At 69.7% G+C, this 23,301-nt stretch carries 19 protein-coding genes and 1 tRNA gene; 10 read left to right on the top strand and 10 right to left on the bottom strand.

Going from position 1 to position 23,301, the window contains the following annotated elements:
- Window positions 1-55: 55 nt before the first annotated feature.
- From E2F48_RS16510 to E2F48_RS16520, 3 genes are read right to left on the bottom strand one after another with little or no spacing between them, the layout of a single operon-like run.
- The gene (locus tag E2F48_RS16510; RefSeq protein WP_133405049.1) at window positions 56-1,240 is read right to left on the bottom strand and encodes an ABC transporter permease; all 1,185 of its coding nucleotides are present in this window, start codon (window positions 1,238-1,240) and stop codon (window positions 56-58) included.
- On the bottom strand, window positions 1,237-1,971 hold the full coding sequence (locus E2F48_RS16515) for an ABC transporter ATP-binding protein (RefSeq protein WP_133405050.1): 735 nt from the start codon (window positions 1,969-1,971) through the stop codon (window positions 1,237-1,239). Before E2F48_RS16515 ends, E2F48_RS16510 begins: the two co-directional genes overlap by 4 nt.
- Window positions 1,968-3,056 (bottom strand): efflux RND transporter periplasmic adaptor subunit, encoded by a 1,089-nt coding sequence (locus E2F48_RS16520; RefSeq protein WP_133405051.1) that lies wholly within the window; start codon window positions 3,054-3,056, stop codon window positions 1,968-1,970. Before E2F48_RS16520 ends, E2F48_RS16515 begins: the two co-directional genes overlap by 4 nt.
- A 197-nt stretch (window positions 3,057-3,253) precedes the next feature.
- Here E2F48_RS16520 and folP point away from each other — a divergent pair, with 197 nt between their 5' ends.
- The 7 genes from folP to E2F48_RS16555 all read left to right on the top strand — a co-directional run bounded on the left by folP (window position 3,254) and on the right by E2F48_RS16555 (window position 9,109).
- A complete protein-coding gene (folP, locus tag E2F48_RS16525) occupies window positions 3,254-4,198 on the top strand; it encodes a dihydropteroate synthase (protein ID WP_246019209.1) in 945 nt (314 codons plus the stop codon).
- A complete protein-coding gene (locus E2F48_RS16530; protein ID WP_133405052.1) occupies window positions 4,195-4,935 on the top strand; it encodes a pyrimidine reductase family protein in 741 nt (246 codons plus the stop codon). Before folP ends, E2F48_RS16530 begins: the two co-directional genes overlap by 4 nt.
- A 102-nt stretch (window positions 4,936-5,037) precedes the next feature.
- On the top strand, window positions 5,038-5,994 hold the full coding sequence (locus E2F48_RS16535) for a J domain-containing protein (RefSeq protein ID WP_133405053.1): 957 nt from the start codon (window positions 5,038-5,040) through the stop codon (window positions 5,992-5,994).
- Between the two features lie 9 nt (window positions 5,995-6,003).
- Entirely contained in the window at window positions 6,004-6,471 is a 468-nt protein-coding gene (locus E2F48_RS16540) for a tRNA (cytidine(34)-2'-O)-methyltransferase (RefSeq protein ID WP_133405054.1), read from the top strand.
- A gap of 20 nt (window positions 6,472-6,491) precedes the next feature.
- Window positions 6,492-7,313, top strand: coding sequence for a class I SAM-dependent methyltransferase (locus E2F48_RS16545; protein ID WP_133405055.1), 822 nt, complete (start codon window positions 6,492-6,494; stop codon window positions 7,311-7,313).
- 284 nt (window positions 7,314-7,597) lie between these two features.
- Window positions 7,598-8,224 carry an ECF RNA polymerase sigma factor SigK gene (gene sigK, locus E2F48_RS16550; protein ID WP_133405056.1) on the top strand — a complete coding sequence of 209 codons (627 nt, stop codon included), beginning with the start codon at window positions 7,598-7,600 and terminating at the stop codon, window positions 8,222-8,224.
- Window positions 8,225-8,239: 15 nt separating this feature from the next.
- Window positions 8,240-9,109, top strand: coding sequence for an anti-sigma factor (locus E2F48_RS16555; RefSeq protein WP_133405057.1), 870 nt, complete (start codon window positions 8,240-8,242; stop codon window positions 9,107-9,109).
- A 106-nt stretch (window positions 9,110-9,215) separates the two neighbouring features.
- Here E2F48_RS16555 and E2F48_RS16560 read toward each other — a convergent pair whose 3' ends face one another.
- The 4 genes from E2F48_RS16560 to E2F48_RS16575 form a co-directional block, all read right to left on the bottom strand.
- Window positions 9,216-9,962, bottom strand: coding sequence for a PIG-L deacetylase family protein (locus E2F48_RS16560; protein ID WP_133405058.1), 747 nt, complete (start codon window positions 9,960-9,962; stop codon window positions 9,216-9,218).
- A 1-nt stretch (window position 9,963) separates the two neighbouring features.
- Window positions 9,964-10,911: an electron transfer flavoprotein subunit alpha/FixB family protein gene (locus E2F48_RS16565; RefSeq protein WP_133405059.1), complete on the bottom strand. Its 948-nt coding sequence runs from the start codon at window positions 10,909-10,911 to the stop codon at window positions 9,964-9,966.
- Window positions 10,912-10,950: 39 nt separating this feature from the next.
- Window positions 10,951-11,778 (bottom strand): electron transfer flavoprotein subunit beta/FixA family protein, encoded by an 828-nt coding sequence (locus tag E2F48_RS16570; protein WP_185149836.1) that lies wholly within the window; start codon window positions 11,776-11,778, stop codon window positions 10,951-10,953.
- A 101-nt stretch (window positions 11,779-11,879) separates the two neighbouring features.
- The gene (locus E2F48_RS16575) at window positions 11,880-13,463 is read right to left on the bottom strand and encodes a S1C family serine protease (RefSeq protein WP_246019212.1); all 1,584 of its coding nucleotides are present in this window, start codon (window positions 13,461-13,463) and stop codon (window positions 11,880-11,882) included.
- Window positions 13,464-13,806: 343 nt separating this feature from the next.
- On the opposite strand from E2F48_RS16575, the gene E2F48_RS16580 reads away from it, so the two are divergent.
- From E2F48_RS16580 to E2F48_RS16590, 3 genes are all read left to right on the top strand, one after another.
- Complete coding sequence (locus E2F48_RS16580) at window positions 13,807-15,879, top strand: TPM domain-containing protein (RefSeq protein WP_133405061.1); 2,073 nt, start codon at window positions 13,807-13,809, stop codon at window positions 15,877-15,879.
- A gap of 72 nt (window positions 15,880-15,951) precedes the next feature.
- A complete protein-coding gene (locus E2F48_RS16585) occupies window positions 15,952-16,716 on the top strand; it encodes a PspA/IM30 family protein (protein ID WP_133405062.1) in 765 nt (254 codons plus the stop codon).
- Between the two features lie 225 nt (window positions 16,717-16,941).
- Complete coding sequence (locus E2F48_RS16590) at window positions 16,942-18,330, top strand: cryptochrome/photolyase family protein (protein WP_133405063.1); 1,389 nt, start codon at window positions 16,942-16,944, stop codon at window positions 18,328-18,330.
- A gap of 147 nt (window positions 18,331-18,477) precedes the next feature.
- On the opposite strand, the gene E2F48_RS16595 is transcribed toward E2F48_RS16590, so the two are convergent.
- The 3 genes from E2F48_RS16595 to E2F48_RS16605 all read right to left on the bottom strand — a co-directional run bounded on the left by E2F48_RS16595 (window position 18,478) and on the right by E2F48_RS16605 (window position 22,983).
- A tRNA-Met gene (locus E2F48_RS16595) sits at window positions 18,478-18,551 on the bottom strand.
- Window positions 18,552-18,613: 62 nt separating this feature from the next.
- Window positions 18,614-21,580, bottom strand: coding sequence for a UPF0182 family membrane protein (locus tag E2F48_RS16600; protein WP_281274830.1), 2,967 nt, complete (start codon window positions 21,578-21,580; stop codon window positions 18,614-18,616).
- Between the two features lie 305 nt (window positions 21,581-21,885).
- Window positions 21,886-22,983, bottom strand: coding sequence for a YlbL family protein (locus E2F48_RS16605; protein WP_246019214.1), 1,098 nt, complete (start codon window positions 22,981-22,983; stop codon window positions 21,886-21,888).
- Between the last annotated feature and the right edge of the window lie 318 nt (window positions 22,984-23,301).

The following is a 23,301-nucleotide window of genomic DNA, read 5'->3' on the forward strand; positions in this document are numbered from 1 at the left end:
CTAGCGGCGGAGCCGGTATCCGCCGATTCGACGGCGGGGCGCCCTGCCCGGCGGCTCAGTACCGGATGGCGTCGATCACCTTGACCCGCACCGCGACGAGGGCCGGGATCAGGCCGGCGAGCGCGCCCACGGCGATGGCTGATCCGACCCCCAGGAGGGCCGCCCCGATCGGGAAGGGCGGCAGGTCCGTGGCACCGGCCGCGAGCATCGGCTGGACCCGCGGGTGGCTGACGACGGCGACGGCGAGCATCACCCCCGCCACCCCGGCCACGGAGGTGGCGACGACCGACTCCATCATCACTCCGAAGAAGATCCGGCCCGAGGTCGCGCCGAAGCTCCGCCGGATGCCGATCTCCCGGACCCTGTACTTCACGGTCACCATCGAAATATTGAGCAGCCCCACGGCCCCGAGCAGCAGTACGAGACCTGCGACTCCGCCGATGACCAGGGTGAGGCCGCCGTACGGGTCGCCCTGCGCAGCGTAGTCCTGGCGGTACACCGAGACGTCGGGACCGAACTGGGCCTTCAGGTCGGCGGTGATCCGGGCGGTGAGCTCATCGGCCAGCCCGGCGGGCACCCATGCCTCAAGCGTCGGTGGGGCGCCCTGGACCCCCGCGAGCTCCCACCGGTCGGTCTGGTCCTTCAGGAGGTAGGCCTGCGGCTGCGCCCCGGAGTAGTCGTCGGCGAGGATGCCGACGATCACGGCCTTCACGTCCCGCTCCCCGAGCAGCTCAACGCCCGGGTCGGTGGTGATGTCCGGTGAGCCCATCAGCGTGTGGAAGGCTTCATTGACGATCATCACGGGGGCCAGGCGCTCAGTGTCGCCGTCGGTGAACCATCGCCCGTCGACCACGTTCATGCGCCGCATCGTGCCGTAGTCCGGTTCGATGAGCAGGCCCATGGCGTCGATGCGGCCGGCTGGAGTGCGGATTCCGAGGAAGGTGTCGACCCGCAGGGAGCTGTACTCGATGCTGTACCGGTCGACAACCTCCGCGTAGGCCGCCACGACCGCCGCCTGGTCGGACCCGGCCGAGGGGGTGGAGACCCCCAGGGTCGCGGCCCGCCCGCCCATGCGTTCGGAGGTCTGCACCATGCCGGCCGAGGCCATATTGCCCAGGGCGACGACCGAGGTGAGCGCCGCGACCGAGAGCATCACCCCGAGCAGGGCCAGCAGGACGCGCGTCTTGTGGATGCGCAGTTCCGAGAACGCCTCGATCACCGCGCCGATGAGCGCGGTCATGCCGCCGCCGCCTCGGGCCGCAGCACGCCGGCGTCGAGGCGGTAGTGAGTGCGCGCCCGCACCGCCACGTTGGCGTCGTGGGTGATGGTCACCAGCGCGGCCCCTGTCTCCGCGGCGACCTCGTCGAGCAGTTCCATCACGATGGCTCCGGTCTCGATATCGAGGGCGCCGGTCGGTTCGTCGGCAAGGATCAGTTCGGGGGTGCGGACCAGCGCCCGGGCGATCGCCACGCGCTGCTGTTCACCTCCGGAGAGGTTCGAGGGGAACTCGCGCATCCGATCGCCCAGGCCAACCCGGTCGAGCATGGCGGAGGCGAGCTTCTCGCGCTTCCAGAACTGCCGGCCCTCGGCGTAGAGCAGCGGAGTCATCACGTTTTCAAGGGCGGTCCGTCCCGGCAGCAGGTTGAACTGCTGGAAGATGAAGCCGATGGCGCCCCCGCGCAGCCGGGCCCGGGCGTCGCCCCCGAGGGCGCGGACGTCCATGCCCCGGAAGGACAGGGTGCCCTCGGTGGGGAGGTCGAGGAGCCCGAGCAGGTTCAGGAGCGTCGACTTTCCCGACCCCGACCGGCCGACGATGGACAGGGAATCGGTGGGGTGGATATCGAGGTCGATGCCGCGCAGGACATGGAGTTCCTCAAGATCGACGATGCGCACAGTGCGGGTCACCTGGCGGAGTGAGACCAGCGGGGGCCAGTCCGTGCCGGCCGCCGGGACGGTTTCGGGTGCCGTCATCCCCGGCCGCCCATTTCGGCCGGCTGCATGCCGGGCTGGACCGGAAGGTCGACGCCCGGAACGAACTCGAGGACGTTCTCGCCCTCGGTGAGCCCCGAGAGGATTTCGACGGTTGATCCGTCATTGAGTCCGAGCTCAACCTCGCGCTCCTCCTGCGCCCCTTCGGCGCCGAGCACCCAGACGATACCCGTGGCGATCGAGCCCTGGACGGCCGTCGTCGGCACGGTCATCACGTTCTCGGCCACCCCCGCGCTGAGCTTGATGGCTGCGGAGAGCCCCGCGAAGGAGGGGACCTCCGAGGGGATCCCGCAGGTCAGCTCCCCCGCCGGCGCGGATCCGTCGTCGCCGGCCGCCGGAGGGCCCTCCCCTCCGATCGGCCCGGCCATGGCCGTGCGCTCCGAAGCCGGCGGCGTGCCGCCGGCGGCCGGTTCCGGATCCCCGATCTGCGGGTCCTTGCACGTGAAGGGGGCAGATCCGCCGGCGATGGTGATGACGGCCGAGGAGGGCCGGTCGAGCAGCCGGAACTGCTGCGCGGCGGTGAGCGTGCCGGTGACGTGGTAGGTGCCCGGGCTGACCGACCCGAGGGACTGCCCGATGGAGACGCCCTCCCCGATCAGGGGCGGGAAGGAGGTCAGGGTGCCCGAGGCCGGGGCGGTGATGTCGAAGTACTCATAGACGGGCTCCGGTGCCGGGACCGGAATACCGGAGGCCTCGTCCTCCCCCTCCGCTTGGAGGTCCGCGGGGGGCTGGGGCTGGACTTCGGCAGGGGTGCGGACCTGGAACAGCCGGTCGCCCAGGGACACCTCCTGCCCCTCCTCGACGAACAGGTACACGACCTCGCCGGCCGCGGTCGACCGGATCGGAACCCCCTCATCGGCGGCCACCGTGCCGGTGAGCTCGACGGTGTTGGCGACGGTCCCTCGGGTGACGGGGACCGTGGGGGTCAGCACCTCCGCGGCGGGAGACCCGCTGGAGGGCGGCGGTGCGGCCGCCGAAAAGAAGGCCATCTTGACGAGCGCCGCGGCGATGATCAGGAAGACGAGAAGCCAGGCGGCCGGAAAAACCGCGCGACGAAGTACAGCCATTTGTTTCCCCCATTACAGATGCGAATTCGTCGGGCCGCGCACGCGGGCCCGAATTCCGCCAAGCCTAGACGGGAGCGGAAGGACTCCCCGCAGGGACACATCGGAAGCCGGGTGCCGATTCGGTGACGATTCGGCAACGGAGCGGCGCCACCAGCAGGGCTCCGCCCGGCCGAAGGCGGGTCTGGTAGAAATAGCTCGTGGACGAAACAGCTGTGGCCCCGGAGCCACCGGGCATCTTCGTGCCGGCCTTCCGGCACCCCGTCCACGCCTTCGGGCCCCGGACCCTGGATTTCGACCGGCAGGTGGCCCTCATGGCCATCATCAACCGGACCCCCGACTCGTTCTACGACTCGGGCCGGACCTTCGCCCTGGAGGCCGCCACGAAGGCCTCACTGGCCGCGGTGGCCGAGGGAGCCGACTGGATCGACATCGGCGGCGCGCCCTTCGCCCCCGGAGAACCCATCCCGGAGGCCGAAGAGGCCGAACGCATCGTTCCCGTGATCGCCGCCGTGCGGGCGGCGGGCGACGTCATCATCTCCGCCGACACCTTCCACCCCTCGGTGGCGGCCGCGGCGCTCGCGGCGGGCGCCAACGTCGTCAACGACACCACGGGCCTGCGGAACCCGGACCTTGCCGCGGTGGTGGCGGACGCGGGAGCCCACGTGATCATCACGCACAGCCTCGCCGAGCCGCGCAGGGCGTACCCCCGGCCCCGCTACGACGACGTGGCCCGGGAAGTCGCCGACTTCCTGCTGCGCCGGGTCGACCTCGCGGTCTCACTGGGCGTCCCCGAGGAGCGCATCCTGCTCGATCCCGGGCACGACCTCAACAAAAACACCCTGCAGTCGCTGGAGCTCACCCGGCGCTTCGCCGAGATCGCCGGGCTCGGCTTTCCAACCCTCGCCGCCGTCTCGAACAAGGACTTCATCGGTGAGACCCTCGACGTCCCCAAGGAGTCGCGGACCGAAGGTTCCCTGGCGGCGGCGGTCATCTGCATCCTGGGCGGGGCGAGGATCGTGAGGATGCACAATGTTGCGGCGGCCCGTTCGGCACTGCGCCTGACCGAGGCCGTCCTGGGCTTCCGGCCTCCGGCCTACCTCCGGCACAACATGGGCGAACGGAACGGCTCCAACGGGCCATGATCACCTCCCTTCTCCCCGGCGCGCCCGGTCCGCTCACCGAGGCGGACCTGCTGGCCGAATACGCCTATCCGCCCACACCGGGACCCTTCGTCCGGTTCAACTTCATCGCGTCGGCCGACGGCGCCGCGGCCGTCGCCGGCCGCTCCGGCGGGCTGGGCAACGACGGGGACCGGCTGATCTTCGCCCTCCTGAGGCGGCTCGCGGACGTGATTCTCGTGGGCGCCGGCACAGTCCGCGCCGAGGGCTACGAAGGCGAGCTCATCGATCCGCACGCCCAGGCCGCGCGCCGCGCGTCGGGCCGGGCGGGCCACCCCGCCGTCGCCGTCATCTCCGGGTCGCTCGATCTCGACCCCGACGCGGGCCTTTTCGCCGCACCGCCGGTGCGTCCCCTGATCTTTACCGCTACCGCTGCCGACCCCGGCCGGCGCCGCGCACTGGAGCGGGTTGCCGACGTCGTCGACTGCGGTGCCTCCGTGGTGGACCCTGCCCAGGTGGTGCGCCACCTGGCCGGGCGCGGCCTGGGGCGCGTGCTGTGCGAGGGCGGACCGGCCGTCCTGGACTCCTTCACGGCCGCCGGCCTTATGGACGAGCTGTGCCTTTCGCTGAGCCCGCTCCTCGTCGGCGGGAAGGAACCCCGCATCTCCCACGGCACGGGCCCGCAGCAGCCGGTGCCGCTGCGGCTCGCATCCCTGCTGCATGAGGAATCGGCGCTCTATGCGCGGTACGTTCGACGCTGAGGTTCCCTCCGGTGCCCGCCGGGCGCCGAGGGCGGCACCGGGCGGGGCCCGGCCCGGTTCAGATGTGCAAAGTTCCGAAGTTTCCCCAATGAAAGGCGTGCGATGCCCGAGCGGTCGGACCCGTCCTACTACGACATCCTGGGCATAGCGCCGGGTGCCACGCCGAAGCAGGTCAAGGACGCCTACCGCCGTGCCGCGCGGAAGGCCCACCCCGACCTCGGGGGCAGCGAAGAACTGTTCCACTCCGTGGCGGTCGCCTACGAGACCCTCTCCGATCCGGCGCGGCGCGAACAGTACGACAGGCGCGAACGGTTCGGCGGACGGCGCGACGAGGCCGCCGCCGGCTCCCGCAGTTTCGGCGGCGGCGCGCGTCCCGCCGGGAACTCCGGCTCGGGAGCCACGGACGACGGCGTCTTCGCCCGTCCGCCCGTGTACCTCCCGCCCTTCTCCCCGGAGCAGCCCCCCGTGCTGCCCCTGGTGCTCGCAGGCCGGCAGTCGCACGGCGCCGCGCGCCAGCCCGGGCTGATCGCGCGCCTCGGCGCCGAGGCGAGATCCCGGCTTGACGGGGAACTGCGCACCACGGCCCTGGTGGAGGCCACCGTGCTGGAAGGGTACCCGGCGGCACGGCTCGTCAACGGCCTCGTGTTCCCCAACCGGGCCCGGACGGCCGCCGGCCACGTCGTGCTCGCCGGGTACCGGATCGCCGTCATCGATTCGTTCACGGCATCGCCCGGGAACTTCAGCTGGGACGGGCGTTCCCTGCGCCACCAGGGGCGCCCGGTGGCGCTGCGCATGCCCGCGACGGTGAGGGAGGTCCAGGAACTCTTCCCCGAATGCAACGTCACCGGTTGGGTCCTGATCCACGGGGCCCGCAACAACCCGTTCGACCCCGTCATCGACACTCCCCCGGGGTTCGACCGCTCGGCGCCCGCCCTGGTGCAGGTGGTCAACGCCGGGACCGCGGCCCGCACCCTCAAGACGTTCCTGGCCGCCGGACCCCAGCCCAATACGGTGCAGCTTCCCGTGCTGGGGCGGCTGCTTTCGGCGGCCGGGAGCTAGGATGGAGCGGTGTTCCGTATCCTCTTCCACTCCCCCGAAATTCCGGGCAACACCGGCAATGCGATCCGCCTTGCAGCGGTAGCCGGAGCCGAACTCCACCTGGTGGAGCCCCTCGGGTTCAGCCTCGAGGATTCGAAGCTGCGCCGGGCAGGCCTGGACTACCACGACCTGGCGGTCCTGCGCGTCCACGCCGACCTCGAATCCGCCTGGCGGGCGCTCGCCCCCGAGAGGGTCTACGCGTTCACCGCCGAGGGGGACGTTTCCTACACCGACATCAGCTACCGGCCTTCGGATGTGCTCCTGTTCGGCCCGGAATCGGTGGGCCTGCCCGAGGAGGTCAAGCAGGATCCCCACGTCACGGCGAGGGTCCGCCTGCCGATGCTCCCCTCGCGGCGCTCGCTCAACCTGGCCAATACCGCCTCGATCGCCCTCTACGAGGCCTGGCGCCAGCATGGCTTCGCCGGCGCCGACCGCTGACCCACCCTAGGAGCCCGCAGATGACCCCACGCCACGCCTCAGCCCTCCCGGACCAGGGGGCCGAGGACTTCGAACTGCTGGCTCCCGCCCTGTGGAACCCGATCGCCAATGCGGTGGTCGCCGCCGCCGACGTGCATCTGGGTGAGCTGGTGCTCGACGCCTGGGCCGGCACCGGCGCCGGCACCATTCCCGCGGCCCAGCTCTGCGGGCCGGACGGGACCGTCGACGCCGTCGACCCGTCAGCGGCGATGCTCGATATGGCGCGGGCCAAGGCCGAGGCACTGAACCTTGAGAACATCCGTTTCAGCGTCGGCGACCCCGCACACTGGAGCGCCGGTCCCTACGATGCCGTCCTCTGCTGCTACGGGCTCTTCCTCGTCCCGGACATGGCAGCGACGACCACCCGGATGGCCTCCCTCCTTCGCCCCGGCGGACGCCTTGCCCTGAGCACCTGGAACGAGGGCGCACTCGAGGGGTTCGAGGCGATCCTCCTCGAGGCCTGCGGCGCAGAGCGGGCCCCGGCGGTTTACCAGGCCCGCCCGGACTTCACCGCCAACTGGGAAAAGCTCGCCTCCGAGGAGAAGCTGGTGGACTGGCTGGCCGCCCACGGATTCCGGGAAGCGGAGGTTCAGGCGGTGTCGCTGTCGGTTCCCCTCGAACCCGGAATGGCCTGGTCGCTGGTGCTCGGCAGCGGCTACCGCACGGTGCTCCCTGAAGCACCGGATCTGCGCGGACGGATCCGCGACCGGTTCACCGCGCTGCTCGGCGAGGACTTCGTGCTGAACGCCGATTCCCTCGTTGCCACGGCCCGGGTCGGAGAACCCGGGCAGACCCCGGGCTGACGCACGCACCCCCCGGCCCGCTGTTCGGGCCGAGCCGGCCCCCGGACCGGCCCATCCGGAACCGGCTCGGCTCCGAATCCGTTGCATGGACGCCCCGGGCCGCAGTGGACGGCGGCCCGGGGCACCACCTGCGCAAACGGCGTGGGCGCAGCTGACAGAGTTTCCGGAGCACATTAAGGGCGGTGAAGTGGGTGAATCGGGTCTCGGAAAGGCTGCATGCCGTGCTCCTCCCCTCTTCAAGGGATGTTCGGCACCGGGCGGTTGGCGCTCTATGCTTGGACCCTATGGACACGCCACGAGTAAGCCGGGCCACAGCCGGGAGAACCCCAGCGGGTGGGCTGGCCGATGATGCTGCCGGCACCGCCGGCGAGCCCACGCTGACCGACCTCCTGCTGCGGATCGCCGGGCAGGACCAGGAGGCCTTTGCCGCGTTCTACGCCCAGACCTCCCGGCGTGTCTACGGGCTGGCCCGGCGGGTCCTGATCGACCCGGAACTGAGCGAGGACGCAACCCAGGAGGTCTACCTCCAGGTGTGGAACAGCGCCGGGCGGTTCGATCCGGCCGCCGGCAGCCCGATGGCCTGGCTGATGACCCTGGCCCACCGGCGGGCCGTCGATAAGGTCCGGTCCGAGCAGAGCTCGACCGACCGGGAAGCACGGTATGGCGCTGCCACCCAGACCATCGACCACGACGACGTCGTTGACACGGTGACCCAGCGGCTTGAGGCCGAGACCGTGGTGAAGTGCCTCGACACCCTCACAGACACCCAACAGGAATCTGTCAGGCTCGCCTACTACGGTGGACTGACCTACCGTGAAGTCGCAGAGAAGCTCGGGGTTGCGGTACCCACCATCAAGTCGAGGATCCGGGACGGCTTGATCCGCCTCAAGGCATGCCTGGGGGTGAGCTGATTGCAGGACAAGGACATGAACAGACAATTCGCAGAAGACCTTCAGCAGGACCTCCAACGCGGGCATGTGCTCGAGTGGGCCGAGATGTATGCCCTGGACGCCGTGACCGACGACGAGCGCACCGCGATCGAGGAGTTCCTGGCCCACGATGAGGGCCTCCGGCAGGCCTTCAACGATCGGGTCCGCTCGAACCGCGAGACGATCACCACGGCCTATGCCATCCAGGAGGAAGAGCCTCCGGCCGGGCTGCTCGAGAAAATCCTGAGCCAGATTCCCGCCTCCGCACCGGCCGGCACCGGCGGCACAAGCGGCGGCACTGAAGCGCCGGCAGGGGACCCGGCCGGCGCCACTGCTGCGCGACCGGCCGCCACCGCTGGAGGCGGCGCTTCCGCGGCCGGCGACGAACTCGCCCGCAGGCGGCGGACGAAAGGGATGTGGGCCTCCCCCGCCACCCGCTGGCTGACCGCGGCAGCGGCGGCGGTGCTGGTTGCTGTCGGAGGTGTCACCGTGGCGCAGAACCTCGGGCAGACCTCCATTGAGCAGGAAGTCCTCCAGGCCTCCGACGTCGTCACCGGCTCCTACGTGATTCCCGCCGGCGGCACCGCGGGCCTGGCTTTGTCCGAGGAGGAGGACGCCGCGGTGGTGACGCTGAAGGGCGTCCCCGCCCCGCCCGAAGGCTCCGTGTACCAGATGTGGCGGCTGCCCGCGGACGGGTCGGCGCCCGTCTCGGTCAGCACGATGGACGCCGAAGACGTCGCCGGCACGAAGGTCACCGAGGTCGAGGGGATCAGTTCCTTCAGGGGCATCGCCATTACCGTCGAGCCCGACGGCGGGTCACCGGTTCCCACCACGCCCGTCATCGCAGAGATCCCCTTCCGCACCTAAGCGGCGGGCGGGGGCAGGCGGCTCTGACAGGAAACGTAAAGGGGCCCGGTCGATACCGGGCCCCTTCGCTTGTGCTGTCAGCCTGCGCTGTTCCGCCTGTGCCGGGCTAGAAGCCGGCGATGGTCTGCTCGGTATTCACGCCCACGACGTGGAACCCCTCGGCGCTGCGCCCGCCCGGCAGCCCCCCGCGGACGGCATTGCCTAGGAGCATGCTGCGGACCGCGGCATCCATCTTCTCGACATCGGGATGCTGGCTGATGTGGGTACGGATGGCCTGGAGCTTCACGTCCTCGAAGCCGGTGACGTCGACGAAGTGGTTTTCCTTCTCCTCGGGCCCGCCGTAGAACCACAGCCAGGGCACCCGGTAGGCCTCAAGCCCGGCCGCCGCCAGCTCAGGGAAGGCGAACGGGTTCTCCACCGCCGGGTACACCGCCCGCGTGACGGCCTCTCCGCAGGCGAGGTGGTCGGGGTGGCTCTTCTGCAGCCGGTCCCAGTTCCGTTCCGGGTGGGAGGAGACAACGATATCGGGGCGCACCTCTCGGATGCGGGCCACGATGCCGCGGATCACTGCCTCGGTGGGGCTCAGGTAACCGTCCCGTTCGCCGAGGAAGCTCACGTCCTCGACGCCAACGAGGCGCGCCGCCCGGCGCTGCTCCTCGTGGCGCGTTTCGACGATGGTGTTCCGGTGCTCCTCGGAAAAGCCCCCGGCGTCACCGTCGGTCAGGATGCAGTAGCTCACCTGGATCCCGGCCGTGGTCCAGGCGGCCACGGTGCCGGCCGCCCCGAAGTCGAGGTCGTCGGGGTGGGCGGCGAAGCACAGGACGCGGCGGATGGTGTTGCGTTCGGGTTCCACCTCAGGCCCTGCGCTTCCGGATCTCCTCGGCCGCCTGCGGCAGGACGGTGAACAGGTCGCCCACCACGCCGAAGTCGGCGATCTCGAAGACGGGTGAATCGGGATCCTTATTGATCGCCACGATCACCTGGGAGGTCTGCATCCCGGCCTTCTGCTGCACGGCCCCGGAGATGCCCGCCGAGATGTACAGCTGGGGGGACACCGTCTTGCCGGTCTGGCCGATTTGTGCCGAGTGCTCGATCCACCCGGCGTCGGTCGCCGCCCGGGAAGCGCCAACGGCCCCGCCGAGGAGGTCGGCGAGTTCCTCGAGCGGGGCGAAGTTACCGTCCACGCCGCGCCCTCCGGCGACGATCACGCGGGCCTCCGCGAGGTCCGGCCGGCCGGTGGCGGGCTTGTCGACCCGGCCGGTGATGACCGCGGCGGCGGCCGGGACCGGAACCTCGACCCGGACGGTCTCCGGCGTGGCCGGCTGCCCGGCCTCGGCGGCCTCGATGCTGTTGGGCTTCACCGCGAGAATCGGGATGCCGGTGGTGACCCGGCACTGTGAGGTGTAGGACCCGGCGAAGACGGATTTCGTCGCGGTCAGGTCATCAGCCACCGCGACGACATCGGTGATGACGCCAGATTCCAGCCTGACTCCCGCACGGGCGGCGATTTCCTTCGCCTCGTAGGCGTTGCCGAGCAGCACCACCGACGCACCGGAGGCCCGCACCGCCTCGGCCAGGAAGGCGGCCTTGCCCGCGACCAGGGACTTTCCCACCGACGGATCGGCGGGCAGGTAGCAGGTGGACACCCCGTAGGAGCCCAGTCCGTCGAGCAGGGGGTCGCCGGCGTCGCCGGCCACCGCTGCGACGGGATCGCCGAGGGTCCCTGCCAGGGTGAGCAGTTCCCGGTCATTCTTGGCGAGTACCGCGCCGGGGTCGTGGAGGAAGACAAGTACCGTAGGCATGCTGCGGTCTCCTTTTCGAAGGAAGTGGTGGGCGGCGGGCTAGAGGAGCTTTTGTCCCGCGAGGAAGTCGACGAGCCGCAGGCCCGCGTCGCCTTCGTCCGTGATCACGATGCCCTGGCTGCGGGGAGGCCGCGGTTCGGCGGCCTCGACGGCCGTCCAGGAGCCGGCGAACCCGACCTCGTCGGCGGCCAGTCCGATGTCGGAGAGGGACAGCGTGCGCAGCGGCTTCTTCTTCGCCGCCATGATGCCCTTGAAGTTGGGGTAGCGCGGCTCATTGATCTGGTCCGTGACCGACACCAGGGCGGGCAGCTGACAGGTGATGGTCTCGGAGTAGGCATCGCCGTCGCGGCGGGCCGTGAGCGTCCACCCCGGTTCCGCGGCCTCAAGCTCGAGGGCCGCGGCGAAGGTCACCTGGGGCAGGTCGAGGCGTTCAGCCAGCTGGGCCGGAACCAGGGAGGTCTCCCCGTCCGTTGAGGCCATGCCCGTGAGGATCAGGTCGAAGGGGCCGAGGTGGGAAATCAGTGCGGCGAGCGCGCGGGACGTCGCGGAGGCATCCGATCCGGCCAGAGCGTCGTCGGTGAGGTGGACACCCTCGGCCGCACCCATCTGCAGGGCCTTCTTCACGGCGCTGACGGCCGGACCCGGGCCCATAGTGACAGCCGTGACCCGGTGCCCGGCCGCATCGCCGCCGTGCTGCTCGATGAGCTGGAGGGCCGCTTCGAGGGCGTACTCGTCGAGTTCGGAGAGGATGCTCTCGGAGCGTTCGGTGGTGTGGCGGGGGCCGTTGAGGTGGCGGTCGAACTGCGCGTCGGGCACGTGCTTGACCAGTACGGCGATATTCAGTCCCGGAGTCGGGGCCTCGTCCATGAGAAACCTTCCTAAGGTGGCAGTCTGTCCCGCGCTCTAGCTAACCATAAAGTTGTCCGGACCTTCGCCGGCGGGGCGCCCCTGCCGGGGCACCCCGGGAATCAGGCGGCGGGAGCCTCGGCGAGGGTCACGTCGATGGTGACGGTTTCCCCGCCGCGGCGCACCTCGACCGGAACGGTCTCCCCGACCGGCTGCATGCGCACCGCCGCGGTGAGCGACTGGGGGTCCCCGATGGGTGAACCCCCCACCTTGGTGATGATGTCGCCTTCGCGGATCTCGGCGTCGTCGGCCGGTGATCCGGCCTCCACCCCGGCCACCTGGGCGCCAACGGAGAAGGTGGACCCGGAGGAGGCGTTCTCCCCGGCCGCAGGCTCAACGGTCACGCCGAGGAACCCGTGGGTGGCCTTGCCGTCCTCGATGATGTCGTTGGCCACCCGCTCGGCGTAGGAGATCGGGATGGAGAAGCCGACGCCGATGTTCCCGGCGCTTTCATCGCTTCCGCTGGAGGCGATGGCGACGTTGACGCCGATCACCCGCCCCTGCGCATCGACGAGGGCACCGCCGGAGTTGCCCTGGTTGATGGCGGCGTCGGTCTGGATGACGTTGAGGTAGATGGAGCCCTGGGACTGCGGCTGGGGCTTCTGTGAGCCGTCGGGCGGCAGGAAGTTGAAGCCGTCGCCCTCCTGCTGCTCGGGGGCGTCCGACTGCTCCTCCGGCACCGCCGAGGACGCCACGCTGATGGTGCGGTTGAGCGTCGAGATGATGCCGTCGGTCACCGTGCCGCTCAGGCCCAGGGGCGCGCCGATGGCGATGGCGGTGTCGCCGACGTTCAGTTCCTCCGAGTTTCCGAGCGCAGCCGGCGTCAGGTCGGGTGCGTCGATCTTAATGACGGCGAGGTCGGACAGCGGGTCGGTTCCGACAATGTCGGCGCGGAAGACCCGGCCGTCGTTGGTCTTGACCTCGACGGCGGCGTCGGCGACCTGCCCTCCAAGGGTGACAACGTGGGTGTTCGTGAGGATGTGCCCTTCCTCGTCGAGGATGATCCCCGAGCCCGACCCGCCCGAACCGTTCCCGCTGACCGCGATGGTGACGACACTGGGCGACGCCTTCACGGCGGCGGCGGTGATTTCGTTGACGCTGTCGGAGTTATTGACGATCACCGACTCGCTGCGCCCGCCGCCCGACCCTGATCCGGCGGTGCCCCCGCCATCGAAAAGCCCGTCGGCCCCTGCCGCGATGCCGCCGCCGAGCAGGCCGGCCGCGAGGACGCCGGCGAGGAAGGCGGGAACCCCGATGCGTTTCTTTTCCCGGACCCGAACGGACGCGTGCTGCCCGGAGGACTGGAGCCAGGGCTGGGAGGGGGGCTGGGCGGGAGGTACCGGCTGGCCGAAGGTTCCCTGCCGGAAGGAGTTCTGCCCGTAGGAATTCTGCCCGTAAGAATTCTGCCCGTAGGAGTTCTGTCCATAGGAGCGATGTCCGTGGGAATTCTGGGGGGAAGCGTCGGAGGCTCCCTGGCGGTAGGTTGCCGGCCCGGCGGTGGGAAGGGCCGCCGTCTCGCCGCCGGTGCGGCCCTCGGAGGCACTGCCGGAGTCCGCAACCTGCGCCTGCTCTGCCGTTGGAGGGTTGGCCGGTCGGGGCGGGATCGGGCGGTCAGGACCGGCAGGTCCCCCAAACTGGTCAGCCATTCGAATTCCTTTCATCGCGGTTGTCTCCACTATGGCGACGAAGACTGAACCTTGAGGGAGCATTTGCTGGAGGTCTGCTGGGAAGCAGCCGGAAAGCATAGGGCCCCCCTGCCCATTATTCCCCCTCCGAGCGGCAGCTTCATCTCCGCGGCCGCGCGCGGACCCGTGCCTCCGCCGGGAACCGGAATCGGTTCACCAAGTTTCGCTTGAGGCTTAGGTCTGCGCCCGCCGTGCCGGTGGACGGCCCCAACCACCGGCCATAGAATCAAAATTCAGGGAGCCCCGGCGTCCGTCGCCTTTCTTCCCGACGGGCGTGGCCGGGGAACATGCTGAAGGGTACTGAATGCAACGGATGACCAGGCGGACCGGCGCCGCCGCGGGACTCAGCGCCCTGATTGCGCTGACATTGGTGCCGGGTGCGGCCTATGCCGCCGACCCCATCGACATCCCGGACGGGGAGACGGTGGTCGACCAGGCCGGGGTCCTCACCCCGGGCGACATCAGCGACGTCGAGGCCGCGATCACCAGCCTCCAGGACGAGTACGGCTACACCGTCCAGGTCGTCTACGTCGACACCTTCACCAGCCCCTCCGACTCGCTGGCCTGGGCCGTTGAAACGGCCCAGGCGAGCAACCTCGGAGCCGATGACGCGCTGCTCGCGGTGGCCGTCGAGTCGGGCCAGGCCCGGTTTGTCGCAGGCAACGGCACCGAGGTCTCGGGAAACACGAATGACATCTTCAACCGGCAGATCGACCCCCAGCTCGACGGGCAGAACTACGCGGAGGCGGGGATCGCCGCCGTTGAGGGGACCGAAGCGGTCCTGGCCGACCCCGGCGGGGGCCCAGGTGCAGGGGCGGCGGGCGACGGCGGCGGTGGCGGTGCAGGGTTCCTCATCGGCCTCGTGGCCCTCGCCGGTGCCGGCAGCTACTTCTTCATGCGTTCGCGCCGGCGGCGGCAGGCCGCGCCCAAGGAGATCACCTACGGGCCGGGGCAGGCATCCGACGGCGCCGTCGTCGACCCGCTGGCCTCCCTCAGCGTCGAGGACCTGCGCAAACGCGCCGGAAGCCTGCTCATCGCCGCCGACGACGCGATCAAGTCGAGCGAACAGGAGCTCGGCTTCGCCGAGGCCTCCTACGGCGAGGCTGCGGTCAAGCCCTTCGCCGCCGACATCGCCGCCGCCAAGGTGCACATGAGCGAGTCGTTCAAGCTGCAGCAGCAGCTCGATGACCACATCCCCGACACGGAGGAGCAACAGCGCGCCTGGCTGGGAGACATCATCCGCCGCTGCGAGGCGGTCAACGAGTCCCTGCAGGCGCACAAGGCCGACTTCGACTCGCTGCGCGAGCTCGAGCGGAACGCCCCGCGGGCCCTCGAGGCCGCCCGCCACGCGGCCAACGCGGCCGGCACCCGCTTCGTCGCCGCGGAGGAGCGCCTGACCGCCCTGAGGCGCCGGTACGCCGGCACGGCCACCTCCCAAGTGCAGGACAACGTCGACCAGGCCCGCGAGCGCCTCGCCTTCGTGGAGAGTGCCGCAGCCGAGGCCCGGAGCCGGATGGACGCCGGCGAGACCGGGCCCGCCGTCGTCGCCGTGCGCGCCGCCGAGGAGTCCGTCAGCCAGGCCAACCTGCTGCTCGATGCCATCGACAAGCGGGCCGCGGAACTCGAGGCGGCCCAGCAGGAGCTCGACCGGGCCGTCACGGACACCGTGCAGGACCTCGCCCAGGCGACCGCCATGGTCCGCACCGGGCGCCACGACGACCTCGTCGGGCCGGTCGCCGCGGCCGAGTCGGCGCTCCAGACCGTGCGGTCGCAGCGCCAGGCCGGTCCCATCGACCCCATTGCCCTGCTGGAACGCGTGGAGGGCGCCCACCGCCAGCTCGACGCCGCGATCGGCGGGGTACGTGACCAGAGCGAGCAGGCCCGGCGGGCCCGCGAATCCCTGCAGCACACCCTCCTGGCGGCGCACTCGCGCATCTCGGGGACCGAGGACTATATCCGGGCACGCCGCGGCGGCGTCGGCAGCGAGGCCCGCACACGGCTCGCCGAAGCCGGACGCAACCTCGACTATGCCGTCAGCATCCAAAACTCCGACCCCGTCACCGCCCTGTCCCATGCCGAGCAGGCGGTGATGCTCGCCGAACAGGCGGCGCAGCTCGCCGAACAGGACGTCTCCGGCTTCGGAGGACGGGGGTACGGCGGCTACGGCGGGTACGGAGCCCGCCGTGGCGGCGGTGACGGGATGGGAGGTGCCCTGCTCGGCGGCATCCTGCTCGGCGGGCTGCTCAACGGCGGCGGCGGATTCTTCGGCGGCGGAGGCGACGGCGGCGGGGATGTCTTCGGCGGCGGAGGCTTCGGCGGTTTCGACGGCGGGGGCGGAGGCTTCGGCGGCTTCGACGGAGGTGGAGGCGACTTCTAATCCCGCGGCGGCAGCTCCGGCGCCACCGCACCAGTACTCACGAGAAACATTCACAGATCGAGAGGAAACCTCATGGTAAAGCAGTCAATTTTCGGCCGGATCGCGCAACTGGCAAAGGCAAACATCAACTCCGTGCTCGACCAGGCGGAGGATCCGCAGAAAATGTTGGACCAGATGGTCCGCGACTACACCAACAGCATCGCCGAGGCGGAGAGCGCCGTCGCCCAGACCATCGGGAACCTCCGCATGATCCAGGACGACTACAACGAGGACATGGAGAACGCCCGAAGCTGGGGCAATAAGGCGCTGGCCGCGTCGAAGCGGGCGGACGAGTACCGCAGCTCCGGCGACACCGTCGACGCCGAGAAGTTCGACAACCTCGCCAAGGTCGCCATCCAGCGGCAAATCGCAGCGGAGAACGAGGCCAAGGGCGCAGAGCCGACGATCGCTTCGCAGACGGAGATCGTCGACAAGCTGAAGACCGGCCTGAACCAGATGAAGGGCAAGCTCAGCGAGCTCACCACCAAGCGGGACCAGCTCATCGCCCGCGCCCGCACCGCGCAGGCCCAGCAGCAGGTCCACGACGCCGTCAAGAGCATCGACTTCCTTGACCCCACCAGCGAGGTGGGACGGTTCGAGGAGAAGATCCGGCGCGAAGAGGCCAAGGTGCGCGGACAGCAGGAGCTCGCCAGCTCGAGCCTCGACGCGCAGTTCGAAAGCCTTGAGGACCTCGGCGAGCAGACCGAAATCGAGGCACGGCTCGCCGCCCTGAAATCCGGTGCCCCGGCCCAGCCACAGTCGGCCATCAGCCAGGGCACCGAGACGACCGCTCCGTAACGCCCGCTCCGGAACGCAATCCGGCAAAGAGAGCCGCAGCGCCCGCGCTGCGGCTCTCTTTGCATTAAGGCGCCCGGGTTCACGAGCGCGGCGGCCGGGCCGCAGCCGGTGTGTCGGGGTCAGAGCCTCCGCGTAGCCGGGTGGCCGGGCCGGGTTTGGCGGCTCCCGGTCGGCCGCCCGAATGTACCTGCCTGCAGAATCCGGCTGGCAGGTACATTGGGGACCATGGCCGTTACCCTTGTGTGGCTCCGCGATGACCTCCGACTCGCCGACAATCCCGCGCTCCACGAGGCGGCGTCCCGCGGCGGTGAGGTCGTCGTCGTGTACATCTTCGATGAGGAGACCCCCGGCATCCGCCCCCCGGGCGGTGCCTCCCGGTGGTGGCTGCACCATTCCCTGGCCGCGCTCGCTGAGTCCCTCGAATCCGTCGGGGTCCCCCTGGTGCTCCGCCGCGGTCCCGCCGGGACCGTCCTGCCGGCCCTGATCGCGGAAACCGGCGCCGAAGCGGTGCTGTGGAACCGGCGCTACGGGCTCGCCGAACGTGAACTGGACGCCTCCCTGAAGGCGGAGTGCGCGGAGTCGGGCGTCGCGGCCTCGAGCTTCCAGGCGAACCTGCTCTTCGAGCCCTGGCAGGTGCGCACCGGCGCCGGAGAGCCCTTCCGGGTGTTCTCCCCCTTCTGGCGTGCCTGCCTGCGGGAGCCCGAGCCGCGGCAGCCGCTGCCCGCGCCGGAGCGGCTCACCGGCCCGGTGGTGCGCTCGGACGCCCTGGCGGACTGGGGGCTCCTTCCCACCCCGGACTGGGCGCAGGGCCTGCGCGAGACCTGGGTTCCCGGGGAGGCGGGGGCCACCGCCCGGCTTGCGGACTTCTTCGACTCCCTCGTGGAGGGCTACGCCACCAACCGTGACCTGCCGGCCGTCGACGGCACCAGCCGCCTCTCACCGTACCTGCGCCATGGCGAAATCAGCCCCTTCACCGTCTGGCACGCTGCGCAGGCACGCAGGTCCGGCCCGCTCGCCGAAGACATCCGCTCCTACCTCTCGGAGATCGGCTGGCGTGAGTTCTGCTGGCAGCTCCTCTACTTCAACCCGGAGCTCGCAACGGTGAACTACCGGCCGGAGTTCAATGCCTTCGCATGGGAGAGCGATACCGGCGCCGAGCTGAAGGCCTGGCAGCGCGGCCGCACCGGCTACCCCCTGATCGACGCCGGAATGCGGCAGATGTGGCAGATCGGCTGGATGCACAACCGGGTGCGGATGGCGACGGGGTCCTTCTTGATCAAGAACCTCCTGATCGACTGGCGGGTCGGCGAGCAGTTCTTCTGGGACGCGCTCGTGGACGCCGACGCTGCGAGCAACGCCGCGAACTGGCAGTGGGTGGCGGGCTCCGGCGCCGACGCCAGCCCCTACTTCCGGATCTTCAACCCCGTCACCCAGGCGAAGAAATTCGACCCCGACGGCGACTATGTGCTGCGCTACGTACCCGAGCTGGCCGACGCGGAAAACCTCCATGAACCCTGGAAGGGCGCCGCGCCGGGGTACCCGCCGCCGGTGGTCGACCTGGCCGAATCCAGGCAGCGCGCCCTGGCCGCCTTTCAGGCCCTTGGCGACGCCTGAGCCGACTCAGGTGACAAGGGAACCCGCGGCCCTTGGGGACACCGCCTCCGGCCCCAGGATGCCGGCACTATCGCACGGGACTCATTGAACCGGTCCGGTTAAACGCAGAAGGTCCCTGCCAGAAACCTGGCCGGGACCTTCTTTTCGTTGCGGGGACAGGATTTGAACCTGTGACCTCTGGGTTATGAGCCCAGCGAGCTACCGAACTGCTCCACCCCGCGGCGCGGTTTCAACTCTACCGGCCGCGGGATGGGGAGGCAAATCGGGGGTCCCGCCCGGGCGCCTACCCGTTGTCTCCTTCGGCCGGCGCCTCGGACGCCTCGCCGTCAGCCGGCGCTTCGCCCTCGGCCGGCGCTTCACCGTCGGCCGGTGGGACGACCGTGCCGGTGATCTCGCCTTCCGCGTCCAGCGCGCGCTGCAGCGCGGCATTCAGCTTGTCCTGCGCAGCGCCGTAGGCGGCGAAGTCGCCCTCGGCCAGCGCCGTCCGGCCTTCCTCGATGGCCTCGTTCGCCTCCGCAAGGGCATCGCGGAGGGCCTGCTGGGCCGTCGGGTCCTCGGTCGGAGCCGGCGGCGTCCCGGGGGTCGTAGGCGTCTCCCCAGCGTTCTCGGAGTCCCCTGCGCTTGCGCCGGAATCACCGCCGAACACCTGGTCGAGGGCCTCATCGAGGGTCGGGGCGAAGCCGACCTTCTCACCGAAGCTGGCCAGAACCCGCTGGAGCGTCGGATAGGAGGACGCCCCGGAGGACTGGACGTAGACCGGCTGCACGTACAGCAGGCCACCGCCCACGGGCAGGCTCAGCAGGTTTCCGTTGATCACCTCGGAGGCACCCTGACGCAGCAGGTTCAACGCGTTGGAGACTGTCGGGTCGGAGTTGAAGCGGTTCTGCGCCTGCCCGGGCCCGGGCACCGAGGTCGAGCGCGGCAGCTCGAGCAGCCGCAGCTTGCCGTAGTCCTCCGACTTCACCCCGGCCTCGCTGCCGGCGTCGCCGACGGCCGAAAGGAACCCATAGAGCACGTTGCGTGCTTCCCCGCCCGGCTCGACGAAGGGAATGAACGGGGTGGTGAGGGAGAAGGCCGCCTCATCCTGGCCCGGCACCTTCAGGGACAGGTAGAACGGAGGCTGCTTTACGTCGGCGCTCTCACCCTCGGTGGGATCGTCGGGAACGCTCCACGCGTCGCTGTTGGCGAAGAACACGTCGACATTGGTGACGTGGTAGCGGGCCAGCAGTTCACGCTGCACCTTGAACTGGTCCTCGGGGTAGCGGACGTGCGCCATCAGCTCGGCGGACATCTCCGTGTAGGGCTTGATGGTGGTGGGGAACACCTTGCTCCAGGCCTTCAGGACCGGGTCCTGGTCGTCCCAGGCGTACAGCTCGACCGAGCCGTCGTAGGCGTCGACGGTCGCCTTCACGGCGTTGCGGATGTAGTTGACCTGGTCGGCCGGCAGCGGGGTGGACAGGTTGTCCGCTGTCTGGGAGTCGATCGTCGCCGATTCGAGCTCCTGCTGCGTGGAGTACGGGAAGAACTCGTTCGTCGTGTACCCGTCGACAATCCACTTGACCCGTCCATCGACGATGGCCGGGTAGGAGTTGCCATCGACGGTGAGGTACGGCGCGAGCTTCTCGACCCGCTCGCGCGGGGTGCGGTCGTAGAGGATCTGCGATTCGCCGTTCACCGCATCCGAAAGCATCAGGTCGGTTGACTGGAACTTGATCGCGTACACGAGTTTGTTGAAGAAGTTCCCCACGCTCGGTCCGCCCTCACCGGCGAAGGTGTTCTTTGACTCCTCGTCGGAATCATCGCTCTGCGGGCGGTCGATCTCGCGCGGCTCGGCGCCCTCGGGCGCACCGACGATCGAGTATTCGGGGGACGCTTCGCCGAAGTAGATCCGCGGCTCATAGGTTTCATCGCTGCCGAGCGCCCCGGCGGAGGGGATGCCGGAGAGCGTGAAGGAGGGCTTGCCGTCGGCTTCGACGACCGAGCCGCGGGCGGCGACGACGCCGTAGCCGTGGGTGTAGAGCACGTGCTCATTGACCCACCCGGCCGGAACGCCCTCGGGGTTGAGCTCGCGCGCGGCGATCACGGTGTCCTGGACCTCGCCGTCGACCGTGTAGCGGTCGACGTTCAGGGTGGGCGGGAACTGGTAGTACTGCCGGAACTGCTCAAGCTGGCTGAAGGCATCGGACACGAGGTTCGGGTCGAGCAGGCGGATGTTCGCCGTGGTCTCCGCGTCCTCACGCAGCGCGCCGGGCTCGGCGGTCGTGGTGGCGTTGTAGGGAATGGCCTCGACCTTGTCGAGCCCGTAGGCAACCCTGGTCAGGTCGATATTGCGCTGGATGTACTCCCGCTCGAGGGTCAGTTCCGACGGAGTGACCTGGAACCGCTGGACCACCCAGGGGTAGACCCCGCCGGCGAGGATCGCGGTGATGATGAGCATCGCCGTCCCGATGATGGGCAGCCGCCAGCGGCCGATGACCGCGGCGACGATGAACAGGACCGCCACCAGGATGGCGGCGACGGCGAGGATGGCCTTGGTGGGGATCACCGCGTTGACGTCGGTGTACAGGGCGCCGGTCCAACGTCCGCCGGTGTTCTGCAGGGTGGCGTACCGGTCGAGCCAGTAGTTCACCCCCTGCAGGAGGAGGAACAGGGCCGCGATGACGGCGATCTGGACCCGGGCCGCTTTGGTGGTGAACAGGCCCTTTTCCTCGAGCCGGATGCCGCCGTAGAGGTAGTGGGTGAGGACCGCAGCGATCGCGCTGATGATCGCGACGCTGGTGAGAAAGCCGATGAGGAAGCCGAAGAACGGCAGCGAGAACATGTAGAAGGAGTAGTCCAGGCCGAACTCCGGGTCGGTGTCGCCGAAGGGCTCCTGGTTGATGAACAGCAGGACCTGCTGCCACTGGGAGGCCGCGGCCGTTCCGGCGAAGGCGCCCAGGACAATCGGGATGCCGAGCATGAGCAGCTTGCGGATCGGCTCAAGCTGCGCCTGGTACCGGTTGAGGTTGTCCTGCATCACGCTGTCCGGCGCGTAGATGGGCCGGCTGCCATAGGCGATGCGCAGGCTCGCGTACACCGCGCTGGCCATGATCACGAAGGCGGCGACGAACAGGGCGATCCGGGAAAGATTCTCGGTGAGGAACACGCCGAGGAAGCCCAGCTGGTTGTACCAGAGGATGTCGGCGTACACCTGCGAGAGATATACGAAGGCGATGACTAGGATCGCGAGCACGATGACTGTGGGAATCAGGGGGCTGCGTCGTCGGGCGGATGCGGTCGCGGTGGAACTCGAAGGGCTCGGTCTGCCGAAGGGCCGGTCTGGTCCGGATGTCACATTTACCTCATCGTTGGCGGCTGTGGGTCACGACGACGAGCACAAAACGGTCTGCCGCAGGCCCCGCGGGCCGGAAACATGGCGCAGTCTCTGCCTTCGTGGTCTCCATTCTGCCCTGTTCGCGCGCGGGCGGTACAACTCAGCGCCCGATTACGCCGCTTCGCCGCGAATCGTTCCGCAATCGTGTCCTGGCACGGGCTTCCGGGTGCCCGGGAATCCGGTCAGCTGCAGGTGGGCAGGCCGCCGCCGTCCCCGCCCGAACCCAGCACCTCGACAGCGTTGACGGCCTCCTCGAGGGTGCTGACCTTGACCACCTTCAGCCCGTCCGGCACGTGGCCGACGACCTCAGCGCAGTTCTCGGCCGGGGCGAGGAAGAACTCCGCGCCGTTCTCGTGCGCGCCCACCAGTTTCTGCTGGATGCCGCCGATCCGTCCGATCGCCCCGGTGGAGTCGATGGTGCCGGTCCCCGCGAAGTGGCGGCCGCCGGTGAGGTCGCCCTCGGTGAGCATGTCGATGATGCCGAGGGCGAACATGGACCCGGCGGAGGGGCCGCCAACATTGTCGAGGGCGATGGTGACGTCGAAGGGGAAGTTGAACTCCGAGGTCAGCAGGACCCCCAGCTGGTAATTCCCCTCAGGGGACCGCTTTGGGGTCACCGACAGCTCCTCCGCCGATCCCCCACGCAGCACTTCGAGGTCCACCCCGGCACCCGCGGCGTCCGTCAGGGCGGTGCGGAGGGTGTCGATGTTCCGCACCGGGGCGCCGTCGATGGAGGTGATGGTGTCCCCGGGTTCGAGGACGCCCGCGGACGCCGACGCTTCGGCCAGCTCCACGACGGTCAGCGACTCCTCGTAGGGGATGTCCAGGTGCCCCAGTGCCGCGGCGATCGCAGACTCCTGGGAGGAGATCATGGAGACGGTGTTGCGCTCCTCAATGTCCGAGCGGGTGGTGCCGGGAGCATAGACGAGCTCCTCCGGGCTCACGGTCTGATCCGGGTCGATCCACGCCCGGAAAGCGTCGAAGATGCTGACGTCGCCGTTGGGACCACCGCTGACGTACACCGTCGTAAGGTCCAGTTCCCCCTCGGGGTCGAAGGTCTCCCGGCCGGAGATCTTGATCAGCGGCTGCGAGCGGGCTTCACCGATGGTGTTGAACGTCGGACCGGGCGCCTCGAGGACGTACGGGGCCGGCAGCAGCACCGCTGCGGCGCCCAGCATCAGGGCGAGCGCACCGGAGGTCACCATGGCCCGGACGCGGGGGTCCCGGGGGCGTTCCGGCTCCACGGGTTCATAGGTTCCGGTGCGGACGGGCTGTGACACGATGGGGTTTCCTTTTCCCTGGCGCGGGCCGTTCGGCCCGCCCAGCGCGGGACGGGAGGACGAAGTGATCTCCTCTACAACCCTAAACGGTTCGTGTGCCGGCACCGTCCCGGGCCGCGTCTTTGCCCTCAGCGAACTCCCGCGGGGGTTCTAGGACAAGCCCGCTCCCCTGCCGGTAACGTTGGCTCAACAGCTGCGCGGACCGGTGCCACGGCACGCAGGACCGGCAGGCCTTTTCAGCGACTTCCAGGACCGGTGGTATTTGTGACCAACCCATCCAACCCCTCCAACGGCGACGACTCCCCCAAGGATCCGCTG

This window comes from Arthrobacter crusticola (assembly GCF_004357995.1).
In the GTDB taxonomy this organism is placed as follows: Bacteria; Actinomycetota; Actinomycetes; order Actinomycetales; family Micrococcaceae; genus Arthrobacter_D; species Arthrobacter_D crusticola.